Origin of the sequence: Allomesorhizobium camelthorni, from assembly GCF_011045125.1 — a bacterium.
GTDB lineage: Bacteria > Pseudomonadota > Alphaproteobacteria > Rhizobiales > Rhizobiaceae > Allomesorhizobium > Allomesorhizobium camelthorni.
This window is the reverse complement of record NZ_JAAKZF010000098.1, coordinates 1-17,153: the sequence shown is the minus strand read 5'-3', so window position 1 is coordinate 17,153 and position 17,153 is coordinate 1. Positions and strand designations below refer to the sequence as shown.

Sequence of the window (17,153 nt, the reverse complement as noted above, 5' to 3'; positions counted from 1 at the left end):
TTGATCGACGGCGAGCCGGTCTTCGTCGGCGTCACGGTCGTGCTAGAGGTCGAATGGGTGCTGCGCAGCACCTACGAACATCGACCGGCTGACGTCGCTCGGGCGCTGCGTGCCTTCGGCGGCCTTCCCACCGTGACGATCGAGGATGGCTCAGCCATTGCCACCGCTCTCGATCTCGCCGAGAAGGGAATGGATTTCGCGGACGCACTACACCTTAGCCGAGCCGCGCATTGTAATGGCTTCGCCAGTTTCGATCGTAGATTCGTTAGGGCAGCCACAGCTGCTGGCCACGACGATGTGCGCCAAGCGTGATCCCTTTGGCGGCAGCGCTCGCGGAACATGAAGCGCGTGGCAGCCACTCGCGTGACTGTTGGGTCATGTCCGTCGGGTGAGGACGGTCGATCTAACTCGCTGGCGGGGCCATACACAGGCTCGCATCTGCCGCATCGGCGGCGGCGAAGACGTTCACGAAATGAGGATGGTTCTGGAGGGCAGTGCTTCGGCGCGGGGGACCCGGTCGACGGTGAAGACCTCGTCGGTGTTGCCTTCGAACAGCTTTAGGGATGCGGTCTCCGACGGCAACGCACTCGTTGATCCAATGGAGATTGGAATCGCGGTATTCGCGGCTCGATCGGGCGGCACATAGACGATCGCGAAATGCGGCGGCTTCTCCCCCGTCGGCGCGGCATAGAAGTATTCCTTCACCTCGATCCCGACACCGCCGGTGTTGTAGGAGGTGGCGATGGTATCGCCGGGCTGTACGAGATCGGCGACGGTCGGGGAGCCCGGCGGTGTCCGCCGGTATCGACACCTGTCCGGAACTCCAAGGTCGGCAGTATAAGTGGAGTGCGCCTCCCAGGTCCGCTTGTCCGGCGGCGGCGGCTTACGATGGGTCCGCATCGTTGCCCCCTCCCCTCCTCGACCGCGCGCGGATTGCTAGCATCCGGCTGTCGATCTCTTCGTCGGTCAGATCCTCCAAAAGCTTGAGGGTGGTGCCCTGCCCGATAGTGTAAACAAGGATGGTCCGCTTGCCGTGATGCTGCGGCGGCCAGGCATCGGGGTTGGCCTCGCCGGCGATGCCCTTGAAGTCGGCATGAGTCGCGGACCAGATCGCTTCGAGCTTTTCCTCGCGCGTCATGCTGTCGACGGCGCCCGTCTCGTGGGCAATAATCGCCGCCCGCATGGCGTCGGGGCTGCGTTTGTCGGAGAGATCGCAGAAGCCATGGAACCAACGTTCGCGACTGCGGATCCTGATCGCGAAGAAGACGCTGGTGACATTGCCTGCCTTGTGTTCGGACATGCCGAACATGCCGGTTCGCTGGAAGAGCGGCGGCAACAGATCGAGCATGAAGTGGTATTCGCTGGCCGCGATCTCGAACCACTCCGACGCGTATGGCTTGCCGGATAGGGGATCGACACCGGGCGTGTCGCTGTGGCGATTGAAGAGGGCAAACATCTGCGAACATGTCGCGACGCCCTCGAACACCTTTCGGAATGGCGGATGGTTCGACATGACATGTCTCCAGAATAGCCGACCTTCCCGCCGCGCTGAGGTGCCGTGGCGAGAGACGGTGGCGGTTGACGGGATCGGTGGGGCTGGTCAGGCTGCGTGACGATCCGCGGAAAGCGCGGCATCACGACCGACGCCGGTGATGGCTCGAACGGCGGCGGCGAGCGCCGGAATATCGTCGAGCATGCCAAGCGCGACGAGGTGGTTCGGCCCGCCGGTATAGTCCTTGCGGCCCTTGCAGGTCCGGATCAGGATGCCGTGTCCCGACGACATACCGAACTGCCCGACCTGAATGTATGCCCGGTCATGGTGCAGGGTAATTTCGCCGGAGACGGCTATACCCGCCTTGTTCGAGCGAAGGTCAAAACTGCCCGGCGGCAAGGCAAGTTCGGCGGCAAGTTTCTTCAGCCGCGAACGGGCTGTCGTGTGAAAACGTCTCTTCTGCTGCTCGTCATAGGAGCAGCTTCTGTTCCAGTCGAACATCTCGATCTCCATGAAACGTACAGGCCCGGCGATCGCTTGCGCGATGCCGGGCCTGCTCTCGGTTGGTTTTGAAGGTGAAAGATTAGGCGGCCGTGCGGCCCTCGATGACGTCGGCGCCGACCTCGTCGGCCGAGACCTCTTCGAGGTAGGCCCGGCTGTATCGATAGCTGGCGAGCCAGCGTTCGGCGGCCTCGCGATCCCTGGCGAGATGCAGGAGTTCCCGGCTGTCGCCGAGGTCCTGCAGAACGCGGACCATGCCGATCGCGGGACGCTCGACGATCTCGAAACGCAGGTCACTTTCGACGGACCAGGTGCGTCGGACCGAGACGACGATGATGCCGCCCTCGCCGAAATCACCCTCATGCAAGGTGAAGCAGGCTGGAGAGCTATAGGTCGCCCGCGACCGTGGCGGCTCCTTCTTGACCAGTCGGCCGGTGCCGTTGCGGCTCTGCCAGTCGACGACTTTCCTCGTGAACCGGGCTGGCGGTTTCGGGGTGCCGTCGAAGTAGCGGATAACGCTCCCCAACGGGGCGGAATCGTAGACGATATGAGCTGACATGCGGATCTCCATGTTGGAAAATGAAAAAGGGCCCGGCGGTGATGCCGGGCCCAGAGCGGAGCGGTGGGCCGACTACTCGGCGGCCTGGAGGTGGTCAGTGTCCTCACCGGCGATGGTCCCCGGCTCATCGGCTGATGGATCCGCATCGTCAGCGAGGAAGGCCGGCAGCTCGGCGGCCTCGCCGTCGAGAGCAGCCTCATCCGTCATGTCGTCCGTGACGGCTTCGGCGCCTTCAGCAACCGCGTCGTCGACATCGAGGCGCAGCGGCTTAGGCAGCCAGCTCGATCCTTCAAGAAGGCGGGCAGCCTCACGTGCCATGAGGTCCTTCTTCATGTGGTCGATCAGCTGCGCGGAGTCCTCGCCGCGCGCCTCGCGCACGGCCTGAACGATCCGGGCCTTGGTGACGCGGCCGAGATAGTTGTCCACCGTGGGCGACCAGCCAGCCTCGACCATGTCGAAGCCAAGCGTTGCGGCGAGTGCGTCGGCATGGGCAAGCGCTCCGGGCCGCTTGTTCCACGGCTCGACGACGGCGTTGAGCGAGAGCGACGCGCAGTGCGCGAACAGCGCCTTGCGGCTCGCTTCGTCGAGACCGAGCAGGAACTCCCAGAGATTTTTGCTGTCCGGCATATCCCTGTCCCAGGCCTCGTGCCGCTCGGCGATCTCCTTTGCCCAAGGCGTCTCGGCGAGGCCCTGGACCTGGCCGAAACTGTTGCTGGTCAGGCTGATCTCAAGGCAGCTGTCCTTGGCGAACCGATAGAATACCTGCAGCACGAGGGCATGGAGGACCGTGACGAAGGCGATGTCGACGTCACTCGCCAACGCGTTGCGCAGCGCCAGAGTCCGCTGCGCGGTGAGATCGAAGACAAGTCGATCGGGCAGCGGCTTGATACCTTCATCCTCAGGCTCGTCCGCGGCTTCGGATGTCTGGCTCAAAGGGCGCCCGTTGACCACGACGGCACCTGCATCGTCATCGTCCTCATCGTCGTGCGACGTGTCGAGATCCTCGCCGTCTCTCTCCTCGTCATCATCGTCCGCCTCGGCCCGCGGCTCGTCCTCGGGACGGACAAAGCCGGCTTCAACCTGAAGCTGGCCATTGGCACCGAGGGTCACGAACGCTCCGGCGATGGCCTTCTGCGCCGGATCGTAGACTTGGGGACGATCGCTGAAGGCATCGAGTTCGGCGCCGAGTTGATCAAGCTTGTTTTCGATCTCCTCGTCGGCGTCCTCAGCCTCGGCATATTCGGCGTCGAGCTTGTCGTACTCGGCCTTTACGGCGTCGTAACGGGCGATCTCCTCGTCGCTCAGCTCCGCCGGCTCGGCATAGACGCGTCGCATGCCGGAGGTATGACCGTACGGGAAGCTGATCGCAGCTTCGACCCACTTCCAGCCGTCGGCACGAACGGCCTCGGCATCCACCTTCAGCTTTTCGAAGACCAGTTGCTCAAGCAGTGCTGCATCTTGGAACCAGCCGCCGGAATCCTGCTCGAAGAGGTCTCTCAGGATGACGCCGCCGGCAGCCTCATAGGCTTCGGCGCCGACATAGACGGCGCGGCGATCGTCGGCGCGCACCGTGGTCTCCGTCAGCAGGCGCCTGATGTAGAAGGGCTCCTGCATGTGCGAGTTGTTGGAGATGCGTTCCCAGACCTGCTCCTGGCGGGCATGGTCGTCGGAAACGGCGAAGGCCTGCAGCTGATCGAGCTTGATCTCATCCTGTTCGTAGAGTTCGAGCAGCTTCGGGGAGACGGTGGCGAGCTTTAGCCGTTGCTTGACCGTGTTTGCCGACACGAAATAGCGGGCGGCGATCTCCTCTGCGTCACGGCCCTGGTCACTGAGCGCCTTGAACGCACGGTACTGGTCGAGCGGATGCAGGTTCTCGCGATGGACGTTCTCGGCGAGCGAGTCATCCTCCATGCTCGTCTTCCCGGAGCGATTGACGACGCACGGCACCGGCTGGGTCTTCGCCATACGCTTCTGGCGCACGAGAAGTTCGAGCGCCCGAAAGCGGCGGCCGCCGGCTGGCACCTCGTATCGGCCGGTTTCCTCGCCGTCAGCGTCCTTCTTCGGACGAACGTTGAGGCTCTCGATGAGCCCGCGATACCCAATGTCGTCGGCAAGCTCCGGGATCGTGACGCCGTTCACGATCTGCCGTACGTTCTTCTGCGACAGATCGAGCTTGTCGAATGGAATATTCTCGGCCTGGTTGAGGGTGATCTTCTGAATGGCGCTCTTTGCCATGGTCAGGTTCTCCATGACGGACGGCCCGGGGCCTCTCCCCGGACCTCCAAGCCCGTCAGGAACCCTTCCCTCCCCCCTCTGACTCTCCCGGCCGCGCGCGGCCGGCTGCCAGCCGCGCCGCAGTGCTGGACTGTTGCGAAAGGGCACGCTATATATCTTCCACGAATCTGGAAGGATTATTGCGATGCCTGGATTCACAAGCGAGGTGCTCACCGCCAACGAGGCGGCGTCGGTGACGCGCGTGCCGCTCAAGCAGGTGCATCGCATCATCGATGCCGGTCTGCTGCGCGGGCGTGTCGAGATGCGACGCGGCAGCCGCGTCATTGTCGGATCGGGGTTGGTCGGATTGCGTCTTGCGTGGTTGACGGCCGAGACGCTGACGCCAACGGCAAGGCGGCGCATCGTCGAGCGCGCGATCGCGACCGACGCGACATCGGTGGTTGCTGCCGATCCGCTCAAGGTGGACCTGAAGCCGATCGCCGCGGAGGTGAAGATCGGTCTCAACCGGCTTAGGAAGGCAAAGGCGATGGTGGCGCGCGACCCCGGCATTCTGGGCGGCCAGCCGGTCTTTGCTGGCACGCGTGTGCTGGTCCATGACATCGCCGACATGCTCACCAGTGGCGATACGGTCGAGGCGATCCATGCCGCCTATCCGCAGTTGACCCTCGACCAGATTGGGCTCGGCGCCGACTACGCGCTCGCCTACCCTCGACGCGGGCGCCCGCCGGTGAAACCAGTCTGGCGGACAGCGCCAGCGAAGTCGTCGCGCACGGTCCGTCTCGACGATTTGCCGGCGGCTTCGTGAAGTTCCTGATCGACGAATGCCTGAGCCCGGACCTGGCGAAGCTCGCGCATGGTCCGATCTTCCAATCGGCCGCCTCCGGGACCGTTCCGTCGTTTGGAATATTCCGGACATCGGCGCCTACCGCAGCATAGGCGGCCGCGACTGCGCTGAGCGTGCATAAGAGAGGCCGTGCCAGGGCGCGGGATCGGGCTCGCGGCCGACGGCTACGAGTGGTCCATTCACCGCCAGTTGCAGGGCCGCACCGAGGTCGACAAGGCGGCTGTCGATCACGGGGAGGCCGGCGGCAATAGATTGAGCCTTGATCGCCTCGCAGGCATAGCCCGAAAGCGTAGCGCCATAGTGGTAGTGGAGGGTGAAGCCGCCGCGTCCAACGGAAAGGTGGCCGCCCTCCGTTGCGAGCGCGGATTCAATGTCAGCGGAATAGTCGGTGGCAGAGACTGGTTTCAGCATGATGGTTTTCTCCGTGACGGCCACGGGAGAAGTCCCGACCTTCTGGCCCGTCACGACGAAAAGCGCCGCCCCCGTGCTGTTGGGGGCGGCGCGCCTTGAAGCGGCGATCATGGGAAGCCGTCAGCGCGCGCGCACGATCGCCCGCCGGGGAAGGATCAGTGGGCCAGGTCGAGGAGCTTCTTGGCCTTGCCTTCCATTTCGAGTCGCGCGTCCTGGTGCCGCTTGTCACGCGCGACGCGGGTGATGCCCTGCACGAAATCGAAGACCGACGCCGGCGGATGGCCTTCGTCAGCCAGCACAGCATCGATGATCTTCGCAGTCTCGACCTTGGAAAACCCAAGCTTGCGAAGGAAGGTGGTTTGGTCGTCATCGTCGCGGGCAACGATGCGCTCGCGCGCTGCCTTGATGCCGTTGATAAAGGGCATGGGCGAGGATTCGGCGAACTGGATAAGCGCCGGCTCGGCCTCGAGCGCGAAGCGCGACGCGGCATATTTGGAGTGGCGGATGGTTATTTCTTGGAAATCCTCGACGCCGTCGGGTAGGGGCGAGGGTTCCCAATGGGATTGACCTCTACCCCTCCCACGGAACCGGACGTGATAGTTTCCCATCATCCGGCTCCTACGTTTGCATTCATACGATCAAGTCGTGCCTGTAACCGTCCGGCATGGTGTGCAACATGGCAGTCGCGGCAGAGCACGACACGCTTCCGCGTGCGTGCAGCTTTGACCTGGGTCCACAGTGTGGTCCCGTGCATGTCACTCATTTTTCGGACGTGATGCACCTCCACCGGAACGTCTTTCGTTCCACACGCTTGGCATACCCGTGCCCTGAGCCGATCGACGAAGTCGGTTCGGCCGGCAAAGTGGATATGCATCTGCGTCTGATGATCGACTTCCCGGGATGCCGATGAAGGTTCGACATCCTTAAGGCGGAACATCGGCATGAAGCGCCGCTTTTGGCTGCCTTCATACCACAGGCCGAGGCGATCCCCGTTTCGGAGCCTCTCTGCCGTTACCTTGACCGAGCACTTATGCTTGCGGGACAGGGTCTTCATAAAGCTCCACCACCAGAGATGGTGAAGCCGTCCGACCTGCTGTTTCCAGAGCGTGCCGAGCTTGTAGTACTCAGCCAGCCCCCGCAACATTGCATTGTATCCAGCCAGGATGGCGGCGTCAGAGTTGTTGATCACTTCGCATCGAGCCTCGCCATGGTTGGAATAAAGATTTCCGAGGCGATTTCTCTCCGCGAAGCGGGCGAGCTTTTCCACCGGCACATGAAGCTGCATCCGGTCGCCGGCCACACGCTTCGTCACAGCGCGACCGCGCTGCATGAGACGTTTCGTGCGACCATCGCCGTATGTTTTCAACTGGTAACCGAGGAACATAGCTCCCTCGTCAGCTTTCCTGATACCGCTTTTCTCCGCGGACACTTCCAGTTTCAGGGTTTCGGCCAGATACGTTCTGACCTCGGCCATGACACGGCGAGCGTCCTCCTTGCTGCCGATCACACCGATGACGAAGTCGTCGGCATAGCGGCAGTAGCGAAGTCTGCGGTAGTTCGGATCGAGCGGATCGAGGGACGGCTTTTCGAGCCGTCGCCGCTCCCATTCCCTGATTTCCTCGATCAGCCGGGGAATCTCTTCCTCGTTGCCATTGGCGCGCCGCCGATTGATCATTCTGCGTCGGATCTGGATCTGCTTTGAGGTTTCAAGATAGGCGGCACTGCGCCGCCTGACCTGCCCTCTGTCGAACCGCGCTTTCATCTCCGCCACGAACAGATCGAGTTCATGGAGGTAGACGTTGGCGAGGATCGGCGAGATCACGCCACCTTGCGGGGCTCCGCTGAAAGTCCTGTGGAACTTCCAGTCTTCGAGATAGCCGGCCTTGAGCATCCGCCCGATCAACTGCAACAATCGATCATCATCGATACGCTTGCGCAGCAAACCGAGCAGTATGTCGTGATCGATGTTGTCGTAGTATCCGACGATATCGACCTCGACCAGCCATTTCATGCCATGCCATGTGCGCCTGATTTCGGTCAGGGCCGTGTGACATGACCGCCCCCGGCGGAAGCCGTGCGATTGTTCGGAGAAGATCGGCTCGTAGACATGTTCGAGCAGAATCTTCACCGCCGCCTGCACCAGCTTGTCGTCGGCAGTGGGAATGCCCAACGGGCGTTTCTTCCCGTTGGCTTTGGGGATGTATTGCCTGCGCGCCGGAGAGAAACGATACGATCCATCCAGAACGGACGCCATTACCTCCTGCATCCTTTCAAGCGAGAAGCCATCGAGGGTGTTTTGAGGGTCGACGCCCGGTGTCAGTGCCCCTTTGTTGGGGGCGATCTGCTCATAGGCTCTTTCCCATATGGTCGGAGCCGAAAGCAGCCTGAACAGGCCGTTGATACGTTTTCCCTGACGAGACAGGTCGATGATTGAGTCCAGTCTCTTCTCTACGGTGTGCGGTTGCATCAGCAAACCTCCGTCATGAAGTTGAAAGACCCAGCAAACGCGCCGCCCTTCACCCGTGCAGTGGAGATTCCCCGTCCAGTCGCCCGGTCGGTTTCACCCGTGCACATCCATCCTTGGATGGCTGTCCCGGGCATTACCCCGGGCGTTTGGCTACTATGGCGGCTCCGTCGCCCTACGGGACATCGGAGAGATGCCCGCTTAGGCGATCCCGTGTTTACGCGATCAGTGAGAGACGACGTGGTTAGGTGACCCGTTCAATCATTGGCCCCTCGACGAGGGGTGAGCCGTGCGACCAAGTTTAGGTGGGTCTCATGGGGTACCCCACCCTTCGCACGGCGTGACGCGTCAACCATTGCTGCGTCACGACTCGACATAAAGTCTCTGATCTGGGCTTCACGCAATCCAGCATTCACCATGCACGTCTTGCCCTGACGTCCCGATAGCCTACAATGGTTTCGGCCCGGATGACGCCTTTTCCCGGCATGCTATTGTCCCCTGCCGGTTTCCCGGTCGCAGCCATTTCTGGCCAAGGTAAGTCGGGTGGGCATCAGGCAGTTCTTGGTTTCCTGAGAAGTCTCCTTCACTCAATTGATCGCGCCACCACGGCGCACCCACAAGTTGCGATTCTGGCACACTGCGCGCAGATAAAAGCTTGCAATTCCAAGGGTTTTTGAGCCCACCTCGCTGTTCCAGGCATAAAACCCACGGAAATAGAGATCAGGTTCGCCATTCGGTAGCCGGCCGGCTTCAATCGGATTCAGGTCGTCGACTAAGAATACAAAGATGTCGCGGTCGGAGGCATAAAGCGTCGTCGTGTCGTTCGAGATATCGACATTGGGATTGTAGATGCCGGTAGACCAGTCGAGTACGCCCGGCACTTTCCATCGCGTGTCGCCGGTGCCGCTGCCGGCGATCTTCTGCACAGCTTCCACCAGTTCGTGGTCGAATATCCTCCCGTAGTCCGGGCCTGTCACGGCTCGAAGCTCGAGGCGGCCATTTTCGATCTCCAGCGTCTTGACCTGCTCGGCGCGATGCGAGGTCAGGCCGTATTGCAGGTTGATGCCAGCGAGCGGGGCCGGCAGCTGGCGCAAATAGGTCGCAGGTGCACCGACCAGGCTAGCGAGCTGGCCAAAGCTCCAGTGGGTCGGCGCAATCGGTGCGTCGGAGCCTGGCAGCATCAGCTTCAAGCGTTCAGGGTCATCACGGCTTGCCTCGACACGTATTGCCTCGCTTTCGACGATGCGGGTCTTGCCGCGCTCGGATCGCCGCTTCACGGAAGTGTAGAGATCGGTGAGCGACAGATAGCGCTCGTCGGCCGGCCGGTTGAACCATTCCGACGACACGCGGCCAACGCGCTCACCGCGGCTGACGTCGACTTTGTAGCCGTTGCGCGCAACGCGTGCCGGCGCCTGAATTTCCATCTGGGTCATGATCTTGCTCCGCTACGGGCGCCGGGAGCCTCTCTCCCGGTCCTTCACCCGCCACCGGACTCCCGCCTCCCTCTCCCTCTGCCTGCGCCGTCGGCAACCGAAGAACTGCCGGTGCGTCAGCACTACGCCCGCGTCACGGATGCGCGCGCCGTCCCGAGGCCAATCTGCGGGTTGCGTGCAGTGGAAATCCGTGAATCAATAAAGGCAGGGGATGCGGCGGCGTCCGGAGCAATGGAGGCGATGCGACTTTTCAGGCTGGCTGACCGGGTTATCGAGGAAACGGCACAGGATCTGCCGGACGCGCTTGCCCATGCGTATCGGCATCGTATCCGGCCTTTATGCTTGTGCAAGGAACCGGGTCTTGCGATGTACATCGCACAGGTCGGCGACCAGCACATTGTCAAACGGATGCCGCTTTCGGGAAGCGAACATGATACGGCCTGCCCGTCTTACGATCCGCCCGACGAATTGTCCGGACTCGGCGTGCTCATGGGAAGCGCCATACAGGTCGATCCCGAGAGCGGCCTGTCGGCGCTCAAGGTCGGTTTCAGCCTGACGAAGGTGGGCGCGCGCGCAACGGCTGTTGCTGGCGCGAACAGCCCGGATAGCGTGGCCGGCGACACGAAGAAATTATCGCTGCGCAGCCTGCTGCACTATCTCTGGCACCAGGCCGAATTGACAGCCTGGATGTCGCGATGGGCGGGCAAGCGCCATTGGTGGAACATACGGTGGCATCTGCTCGAGGCTGCGCGGCAGATGATGGTAAAGGGCGGCATGCTGAGCGATGTGCTGTTCGTGCCCGAACCGTTTCGTGCTTCGGACGCGGCGGCAATCGAGCAGCGACGGGCGGTGGCGCTGGCGCCCGCATTGCCGCCAAGGAGCGGGCCTCGGAAACTGATGGTCCTGGTAGGCGAGGTCAAGGAAATCTTGCCTGCACGAACGGGTCACCGACTGATCATCAAGCATATGCCCGGCTTCCCGTTCATGCTGGATGAAGAGCTCCAGCGCAGGTTGCGGGCACGCTTCGAAAATGAATTGATGCTCTGGAGTGCTGACGAAGCATCCCATCTGATGGCGATCGCGACCTTCGGGCTCACTTCGACAGGGCTAGCCGTCATCGAAGAGATGGCCTTGATGGTGGTTTCGGAGAACTGGATCCCGTACGACTCCGTCTACGAAAAGAAGCTGGTCGATTCACTCGCCAAGCTGAACGCACGAAGCGTGAAAGGCTTGCGCTACAGCTTGCTCGCAGAGCGGCCGAGTGCAGCAGCAATCCTGCAGCGTCAGCCACGTCCACTTGCGCTTTATATTGTTCCACCCACAGTGGACCGGCACTACGAGGAAGCGCTTGAAGAGCTCATCGCATCGCGGCCGGATGTGGATGCATGGACGTGGAGGGTGAGCGACGGGGAAATGCCCCCTCTCATGAATCGGTGAGGGCATGCCATTCGAGCCACGACCGGGTCGTGCTGACCATGCGTTCGTGTAGCGAGTATTGCCGTGGACGGCTGTATGCCAGCATCGCTCGGGTGGAGGCAGAGATTGGACGGAACGGATGTGCAACGCGTACGAACAGCACGTGAAATGGGTGGAATACTGCAAGATGATGCAGGCGCTCGAGCTTGGCATTCCCACGCAGCAGAGCGAGCTTGACCTTCCCGAGAGCGACGACATCCGGATCAACGACATGGCGCCGGTCATGCGTGCAGCTGGAAACAGTGTCGAGCTGGTCTCGATGAACTTCAGCTTTCCGCCTTCGGGACCCAAGGGCGGGCCGGTGTTCAATTTTCGGTCGGAAGGAAGAAGTTTCGCCAACAGCAACCGGTGCCTCATTCCGGCATCGGGATTTTTCGAGTTCACCGGCAAGAAATATCCGAAGACCAAGCATCGCTTTACGCTGAACGGACAGCCCTTCCTCGCCATCGCGGGAATCTGGCGTGAGGGTCAGGGCAACCACCCCGCGTCGTTCACAATGCTGACGACTTCGCCTGGACCTGACATCGCGCCCTACCACGATCGTCAGGTTGTCGTTCTGCGACCAGTGGATTGGTCGGCATGGATCAATCTCACCAAGCCGGAGTCCGAGCTGCTGAAGCCTCTTCCGGCCGGCTCGCTGGACGAAGAGACGGTTCGACCAGGAAACGATTGAGCATGGTGGAGATAACAGTCCGAGATGCGCTTCCTGCAGACGTTCCATTCCTGCGTGACGCATTGGCCAAGCTCAATGATGAAATGGAGACACTTTCCGGCGCCGCCGGCTTTCGCGCGGAAGGATTTCCGGGCCTTAACATCGAGGGGTGCCTTCAGCGCGATAGTTTTCTCATCGCGGTTGCAGGCGAGGAGCCCCGCGGTTTCCTGTCGATCTATCTTCTCTATCCGTCACCGGACAGAGCATTGTTCGGCCCCGACAGATGGCAATGATCAACACTGCCTATGTCTTGCCTACGTATCGGAGACAGGGCATCGCCTCCCTGCTTCTCGCGTCGACCGAGGCCAAATGCCGTGCATGGGGCGCGACCGGCATCCACCTTGGTTTCATCGAGGGGAACGTTGCGGCGGAGGCCGCCTACAGGAAGGCCGGATATATGACCACGAGGCGTTCCATGCTGCGATCTCTGGACTGAGCCGAGCCGACGTCTGGCGCCCACCCAAAACAATGACTTCGCATCTGCGATATGCAAATTGTGCATTGCAATATCTGCGCCTTTTGATATGATCCTGTTGTCGGCCATCTACTCCTCCCAGATGCGATGCCGGCGCTGAATGCGGTGCACCTCCTCCCGCGCTGCATTTCAAATCGAGCCCACTGCCACCTCCTCCCGGCAGTGGGCTTTTTCTTTGTATGAGCGGCAATTTGGCCCTTGGCCAACGTATTGGCTTCTAGGCCAGGCGAATGCTCCGGACTTCCAAGCCTTTCTTGCCCTGCCCGCATTCGACAAGCACCTTCTGTCCCTCCACCAGCACGCTGAGCCCTGATCGGGTCAGGGCGGTGGCATGAACGAAGACATCCTTCTCACCATTATCGGGTGCAATGAAGCCGAAGCCCTTTTCGGGATTGTACCATTTGACCGTGCCCTGGCTCTTCAGCTGTGCGTCCGTGCTGGCGGAATCCCGTCCAGCGCGGCGCGTATCTGCCGGCGTTTTCGCGATCTGATCGCTGATCTCCAGCACTTGCACGACCTGATGGCCTCTTGGACTTTCTTCAACCGTGACCTTGAGACGTGTCCCCTCGGAAACAGCGCGGCTTCCGGCAACTTCCAACACTCGGATGTGCAGATAAGCTTCCGTGCCGTCCGACAGTTTGACGAAGCCAAAACCCTTGCTGGCATTGAACCACAATATCTCGGCGTCGACAGGGTGTGCGGCTACAATCGCGGGCCGCTGAAAGTAGCTTGGCTCGGAAGCCCGTTCCGAAAAGGAAACGGGGTCATCGTCATGGCGATGCCGGCGTGGCTCGCGATGGTCTCGATATTTGCCCATGATCGTCTCGACTGACATGGAGAGCGCACTGCGCTAGCGTCAGGATAATCTTCATCGGGCGACGCGTTTGTGTCAAATGGCCTGCGACTGAAAAATGACGCCAACAATGCCTATATTGGCGATGAACCCAAATTCAGGAGGTCAAAAGACCATGACGAGCGAACGCGCTGTGCTTGCCGGCGGCTGCTTCTGGGGTATGCAGGATCTGATCCGCCGCTATCCCGGCGTGATTTCCACCCGCGTCGGCTACACCGGCGGTGAGGTGCCCAACGCCACTTATCGCAATCATGGCAGCCACGCCGAGGCGATCGAGATCGTGTTCGATCCAGACACGATCAGCTATCGCGATCTGCTGGAATTCTTCTTTCAGATCCATGATCCGACGACGCGCAACCGCCAGGGCAACGATGTCGGCGCGAGCTATCGCTCGGCGATCTTTTACGCGAATGATGAGCAGAAGCGTGTCGCGGAAGACACTATAGCCGACGTGGACGCCTCCGGCCTCTGGCCGGGCAAGGTCGTGACCGAGGTGACGCCGGTCAGCGATTTCTGGGAAGCCGAGCCCGAGCACCAGGATTATCTCGAGCGCTATCCCAACGGCTACACCTGTCATTTCCCGAGACCAAACTGGAAGCTTCCGAAGCGAGAGGAAATTCGCCGCGCGGGGTAGGCCGCCGCACTTTACAACTCCTTCTCGGCCAGTTCGCGGAATCCGTCGGGGACCGAGCGCGGACCATCCAGTGCTGTGGCGGCGTAGCCCACAGCGTCACGTCCAAAGCGGTCGCGAATAGTGTCGATGGCGCGGTCGGCGATCCAGCGGGCGATGCCTTTTTTTGCCCCGGGCCTGCGCTTCTCGTCCGGAAGCTCCAGCGGCAGATCAAGCTGGATTTCCGGCTGCTTTCGCAGCTGTGAAATCGATATCGCCAGCAGCGTGATCGTCCGCTCCTGCGGATGATCGGTAAGCGCTACTCGCACCAATTCCTCTGCAATCTCCGCCAGCATAACCGTCGCCGAAATCGGTGCACCCAGCGTCATCGATCTGGTGATGGCCCGCATGTCGGCGAACCGGACCCGCACCGTGACGGTGCTGCCGGCGAGAGACTTCGCGCGCAGGCGCGAGGCAACGCGGTCGGCGAGATGGAGCAGCGCCGGCTTGAACACGCTTTCGACGGCCGGCTTGCTGCCAAGCGCAGACTGCGCTCCTGCCGAGCGCGCACGATGTTGGGTTCGGATCGCGCGCGGATCGCGGTTCCAGGCCAGCGCCGAAAGCTTTTCCCCCACGGCCGTGCCGAGCAGGCGTTCGATGGAGCGTCCCGGCGTGTTGGCCAGCTGACCGATGGTGAGAATGCCCCGCTCCGTAAGCTTCGCCTTGGTGACGGGACCGACACCCCACATCAGCTCGACGGGAAGGTCATGGAGAAATTCCAGTTCGGTCTTCGGATCGACCAGCACCATGCCATCGGGCTTGGCAACCTGCGAGGCGATCTTGGCCAGGTGTTTTGTGCGCGCCACGCCGACCGAGATCGGCAGACCGAGCTCGGTCCGGACCCGGTGTCGGATGGTCGCTGCAATGTCTGCGGGTGAGCCGAACAGATGGGTGCAGCCCGCGACATCGGCAAAAGCCTCGTCGATCGAAATCCGTTCGACTAGCGGTGTGAAATCGCCAAGTACCTTAATCGCGGTGTCGCCGAGGCGCTGGTAATCCTTGAAGTTGCCGCCCACGAAAATGAGCTGCGGACAGAGCTCGCGCGCCCGCCGTCCCGGCATGCCGCCGCGAACGCCAAATGCCTTTGCCTCGTAAGAGGCAGCAAGCACGACACCGCCGCCGACGGCGATCGGCTTGCCGCGCAGGGACGGGTTCAGCAGTTGCTCGACGGAAGCGTAGAAAGCGTCGAGATCGGCATGGAGGATCGTGGCGGTCGTGTCCATTCTTCCTACCGGAAATCCCGTGTCTTCACCTTGATGCGGTCGATGTGCTCGTATGGATCTTATCCCGAGGCGGACACTATGCCGATCAGAATGCCTAAACCCCGGGACTTCCGATAAAATAGACTCGCCGGCTCGGCATAGATGCGGTCCTGTGGTCTTGAGAGAAGCGGTTAGGACGACGCGCCGAGCATGATCGTGATCGACCTACCCGGCGCGACCCAGGCAATCAGAGCGCATTCAGGAAGGCGAGCAATTTGTCGTCGGCTTTGAAGCGAGCTGCCTGCTGTCCTTCGATCGGCGCCACTCGTGCCAGTGCCGCCTCCTTGAGCCCGAGATGCGCGTGCAGATACCTTTGCGTCGACTTGGTCGATTCGTGGCCGAGCCATAGTGAAATTACCGATGTATCGATGCCTGCCTGAAGCAGCTCCATCGCAGCACTGTGGCGGAGCACATGCGGTGAAACGCGCTTCGAACGTAGCGATCGACACCGTTCGGCTGCCTCCCGGACATATTTCGCCAGCATGAGCTGAACGGCGTCCGGACTTAGGCGACGGCCAAGGTTGCTGGGAAAAAGCGCTGTCGCACCATGTCGCGGCGGTTGATCGAGCCATACTCTGAGGGCGTCTCGCGAGATCTTCGTCAACGGAGTGGAACGTTCCTTTCTGCCTTTGCCAAAACATCGAACATGCGCGCCTACGCCAAGGTGCACCGCATCGAGATCAAGTCCGATAATCTCGGATAGGCGCAGTCCGGTCTGAACGGCCATCAAGAGAAGAGTATAGTCGCGACGCCCGGTCCAAGTGCCCTTGTCCGGCACCCCAAGTATGGCCTCGATCTCGGAACGAGTGAGGAACTGCACCTCGCGCTTCGCGGAGAGTTTGCCCGGAATCGCGAGGATGCGCCGTATCTGTTGGCTGAAGGCCGGCTCCTCGAACGCGACAAACCGGAAGAACGACCGGATTGCTGTCAATCGAAGATTGCGGGTTTGCGCGGTGATCCTGCGCTGGGACTCCATGTCCTCCAGGAACGCCGTGATGAACGGTGCATCAAGGTCTTTGAGTTCAAGGCGGGATGGTTGCTTGTGCAGCCTCTTCTCTGCGAATTTGAACAGAAGACGGAACGTGTCCCGATAGGATGCGATCGTGTTCGGACTGGAGTTCCGCTGCTGCATCAGCCGTTGGGTGAAAAAGCGCTCGATAAGAGAAGGAAGGATCGTCACTGCGCTACCTCCCACCGAGATTCCAGCCGCATCACCGCGTGGCTCATCAGTTCTGGGCAGGCCGTGAGATACCAATATGTGTCCCGAGTATGGGTGTGCCCCAGATAGGTGGAGAGAACCGGCAGTAAGCGTTCGACGTCCTCGCCGGCTCGATACCAGTGCAAGAGCGCGCGAACAGCATAAGTGTGACGGAGGCCGTGGATGCGCGGCCCTCCTGAGCCTGCCGGCCCTCTGAGGCCGATCTGGCGGAGGCTTTTGATGAAGACAAGCTGGATATTCTGCTTGTGCAGTCGCCCACCGTGCTCTCCGACGAGGAAGAACTCGCTCCCACGCCGTTCGCTGCTCGCATCTCGTCGCTCGGCGTACTCGCCGAGGACGGTAACGGTCGTTGCATGAACCGGCACGATGCGAGACTTGCCGAACTTCGAATGGTGAATGGTCAGCACGCCTTCTTCGAGATCGACGTCCCCGCGGCGTAGCCTGATAGCCTCTCCGAGCCTTAGCCCGGCGACCGCCAGTAGCCCTATGCAACAGTGATACGTCCAGCGGCGTAGACCTGTAGTCGGCGGCAAGCTCATCATGGCGC

Annotated in this window: 18 protein-coding genes and 2 pseudogenes; 7 read left to right on the top strand and 13 right to left on the bottom strand. The window is 61.4% G+C overall.

All coding sequences use genetic code 11. From position 1 onward, the window contains the following. On the top strand, positions 1–312 hold a 312-nt coding region (locus G6N73_RS31005), incomplete at its 5' end, for a type II toxin-antitoxin system VapC family toxin (RefSeq protein ID WP_165033777.1). A gap of 153 nt (positions 313–465) precedes the next feature. Here the strand turns inward: G6N73_RS31005 and G6N73_RS31000 are convergent. The 5 genes from G6N73_RS31000 to G6N73_RS30980 all read right to left on the bottom strand — a co-directional run bounded on the left by G6N73_RS31000 (position 466) and on the right by G6N73_RS30980 (position 4,787). Further along, complete coding sequence (locus G6N73_RS31000; protein ID WP_165033776.1) at positions 466–900, bottom strand: hypothetical protein; 435 nt, start codon at positions 898–900, stop codon at positions 466–468. Beyond that, positions 884–1,513 (bottom strand): DUF1419 domain-containing protein, encoded by a 630-nt coding sequence (locus G6N73_RS30995; RefSeq protein ID WP_165033775.1) that lies wholly within the window; start codon positions 1,511–1,513, stop codon positions 884–886. Before G6N73_RS30995 ends, G6N73_RS31000 begins: the two co-directional genes overlap by 17 nt. A gap of 87 nt (positions 1,514–1,600) precedes the next feature. Continuing rightward, positions 1,601–1,993, bottom strand: a complete 393-nt coding sequence (locus G6N73_RS30990) for a hypothetical protein (protein WP_165033774.1) — start codon at positions 1,991–1,993, stop codon at positions 1,601–1,603. 82 nt (positions 1,994–2,075) lie between these two features. Then, entirely contained in the window at positions 2,076–2,552 is a 477-nt protein-coding gene (locus G6N73_RS30985; protein ID WP_165033773.1) for a hypothetical protein, read from the bottom strand. Positions 2,553–2,624: 72 nt separating this feature from the next. Further along, positions 2,625–4,787, bottom strand: a complete 2,163-nt coding sequence (locus tag G6N73_RS30980; RefSeq protein ID WP_165033772.1) for a ParB/RepB/Spo0J family partition protein — start codon at positions 4,785–4,787, stop codon at positions 2,625–2,627. A 184-nt stretch (positions 4,788–4,971) separates the two neighbouring features. On the opposite strand from G6N73_RS30980, the gene G6N73_RS30975 reads away from it, so the two are divergent. Then, complete coding sequence (locus G6N73_RS30975) at positions 4,972–5,592, top strand: DUF433 domain-containing protein (protein WP_165033771.1); 621 nt, start codon at positions 4,972–4,974, stop codon at positions 5,590–5,592. 117 nt (positions 5,593–5,709) lie between these two features. Here G6N73_RS30975 and G6N73_RS30970 read toward each other — a convergent pair whose 3' ends face one another. From G6N73_RS30970 to G6N73_RS30955, 4 genes and pseudogenes are all read right to left on the bottom strand, one after another. Then, positions 5,710–6,042 (bottom strand): hypothetical protein, encoded by a 333-nt coding sequence (locus G6N73_RS30970; protein WP_206079194.1) that lies wholly within the window; start codon positions 6,040–6,042, stop codon positions 5,710–5,712. 155 nt (positions 6,043–6,197) lie between these two features. Continuing rightward, a pseudogene (locus tag G6N73_RS30965) lies at positions 6,198–6,575 on the bottom strand (hypothetical protein); the annotation flags it as partial. Between the two features lie 74 nt (positions 6,576–6,649). Beyond that, positions 6,650–8,509, bottom strand: a complete 1,860-nt coding sequence (locus G6N73_RS30960; protein WP_165033769.1) for a reverse transcriptase domain-containing protein — start codon at positions 8,507–8,509, stop codon at positions 6,650–6,652. A 611-nt stretch (positions 8,510–9,120) separates the two neighbouring features. Beyond that, positions 9,121–9,939, bottom strand: a pseudogene (locus G6N73_RS30955) (hypothetical protein); the annotation flags it as partial. Between the two features lie 111 nt (positions 9,940–10,050). Here G6N73_RS30955 and G6N73_RS30950 point away from each other — a divergent pair. From G6N73_RS30950 to G6N73_RS38850, 4 genes are all read left to right on the top strand, one after another. After that, positions 10,051–11,376 carry a DUF1173 domain-containing protein gene (locus G6N73_RS30950; protein WP_343044808.1) on the top strand — a complete coding sequence of 442 codons (1,326 nt, stop codon included), beginning with the start codon at positions 10,051–10,053 and terminating at the stop codon, positions 11,374–11,376. 118 nt (positions 11,377–11,494) lie between these two features. Next, complete coding sequence (locus G6N73_RS30945; protein ID WP_165033768.1) at positions 11,495–12,088, top strand: SOS response-associated peptidase; 594 nt, start codon at positions 11,495–11,497, stop codon at positions 12,086–12,088. After that, positions 12,085–12,360, top strand: a complete 276-nt coding sequence (locus tag G6N73_RS30940; protein ID WP_165033767.1) for a hypothetical protein — start codon at positions 12,085–12,087, stop codon at positions 12,358–12,360. Before G6N73_RS30945 ends, G6N73_RS30940 begins: the two co-directional genes overlap by 4 nt. Then, the gene (locus tag G6N73_RS38850) at positions 12,351–12,563 is read left to right on the top strand and encodes a GNAT family N-acetyltransferase (protein WP_425484179.1); all 213 of its coding nucleotides are present in this window, start codon (positions 12,351–12,353) and stop codon (positions 12,561–12,563) included. Before G6N73_RS30940 ends, G6N73_RS38850 begins: the two co-directional genes overlap by 10 nt. A 256-nt stretch (positions 12,564–12,819) precedes the next feature. Here G6N73_RS38850 and G6N73_RS38120 read toward each other — a convergent pair whose 3' ends face one another. Continuing rightward, positions 12,820–13,278 (bottom strand): cold-shock protein, encoded by a 459-nt coding sequence (locus G6N73_RS38120; RefSeq protein WP_281353000.1) that lies wholly within the window; start codon positions 13,276–13,278, stop codon positions 12,820–12,822. Between the two features lie 292 nt (positions 13,279–13,570). Here G6N73_RS38120 and msrA point away from each other — a divergent pair, with 292 nt between their 5' ends. Next, positions 13,571–14,089 (top strand): peptide-methionine (S)-S-oxide reductase MsrA, encoded by a 519-nt coding sequence (gene msrA / locus G6N73_RS30925; RefSeq protein WP_165033764.1) that lies wholly within the window; start codon positions 13,571–13,573, stop codon positions 14,087–14,089. Positions 14,090–14,100: 11 nt separating this feature from the next. On the opposite strand, the gene dinB is transcribed toward msrA, so the two are convergent. The 3 genes from dinB to G6N73_RS30910 all read right to left on the bottom strand — a co-directional run. Beyond that, on the bottom strand, positions 14,101–15,348 hold the full coding sequence (gene dinB / locus G6N73_RS30920; RefSeq protein ID WP_165033763.1) for a DNA polymerase IV: 1,248 nt from the start codon (positions 15,346–15,348) through the stop codon (positions 14,101–14,103). A gap of 226 nt (positions 15,349–15,574) precedes the next feature. Further along, positions 15,575–16,567 carry a tyrosine-type recombinase/integrase gene (locus G6N73_RS30915; RefSeq protein WP_343044807.1) on the bottom strand — a complete coding sequence of 331 codons (993 nt, stop codon included), beginning with the start codon at positions 16,565–16,567 and terminating at the stop codon, positions 15,575–15,577. Beyond that, positions 16,564–17,153, bottom strand: a 590-nt coding sequence (locus G6N73_RS30910; protein WP_165033762.1) for a tyrosine-type recombinase/integrase, incomplete at its 5' end; no start/stop codon positions are given. The genes G6N73_RS30915 and G6N73_RS30910, both read right to left, overlap by 4 nt.

What these genes read in the sequence shown, in the direction of transcription:
- G6N73_RS31000 (WP_165033776.1), bottom strand. Translation starts at nt 900, where the DNA reads ATGCGGACCCATCGTAAGCCGCCGCCGCCGGACAAGCGGACCTGGGAG.
- G6N73_RS30995 (WP_165033775.1), bottom strand. Translation starts at nt 1,513, where the DNA reads ATGTCGAACCATCCGCCATTCCGAAAGGTGTTCGAGGGCGTCGCGACA.
- G6N73_RS30990 (WP_165033774.1), bottom strand. Translation starts at nt 1,993, where the DNA reads ATGTTCGACTGGAACAGAAGCTGCTCCTATGACGAGCAGCAGAAGAGA.
- G6N73_RS30985 (WP_165033773.1), bottom strand. Translation starts at nt 2,552, where the DNA reads ATGTCAGCTCATATCGTCTACGATTCCGCCCCGTTGGGGAGCGTTATC.
- G6N73_RS30980 (WP_165033772.1), bottom strand. Translation starts at nt 4,787, where the DNA reads ATGGCAAAGAGCGCCATTCAGAAGATCACCCTCAACCAGGCCGAGAAT.
- G6N73_RS30975 (WP_165033771.1), top strand. Translation starts at nt 4,972, where the DNA reads ATGCCTGGATTCACAAGCGAGGTGCTCACCGCCAACGAGGCGGCGTCG.
- G6N73_RS30970 (WP_206079194.1), bottom strand. Translation starts at nt 6,042, where the DNA reads ATGCTGAAACCAGTCTCTGCCACCGACTATTCCGCTGACATTGAATCC.
- G6N73_RS30960 (WP_165033769.1), bottom strand. Translation starts at nt 8,509, where the DNA reads ATGCAACCGCACACCGTAGAGAAGAGACTGGACTCAATCATCGACCTG.
- G6N73_RS30945 (WP_165033768.1), top strand. Translation starts at nt 11,495, where the DNA reads ATGTGCAACGCGTACGAACAGCACGTGAAATGGGTGGAATACTGCAAG.
- G6N73_RS38850 (WP_425484179.1), top strand. Translation starts at nt 12,351, where the DNA reads ATGGCAATGATCAACACTGCCTATGTCTTGCCTACGTATCGGAGACAG.
- msrA (WP_165033764.1), top strand. Translation starts at nt 13,571, where the DNA reads ATGACGAGCGAACGCGCTGTGCTTGCCGGCGGCTGCTTCTGGGGTATG.
- dinB (WP_165033763.1), bottom strand. Translation starts at nt 15,348, where the DNA reads ATGGACACGACCGCCACGATCCTCCATGCCGATCTCGACGCTTTCTAC.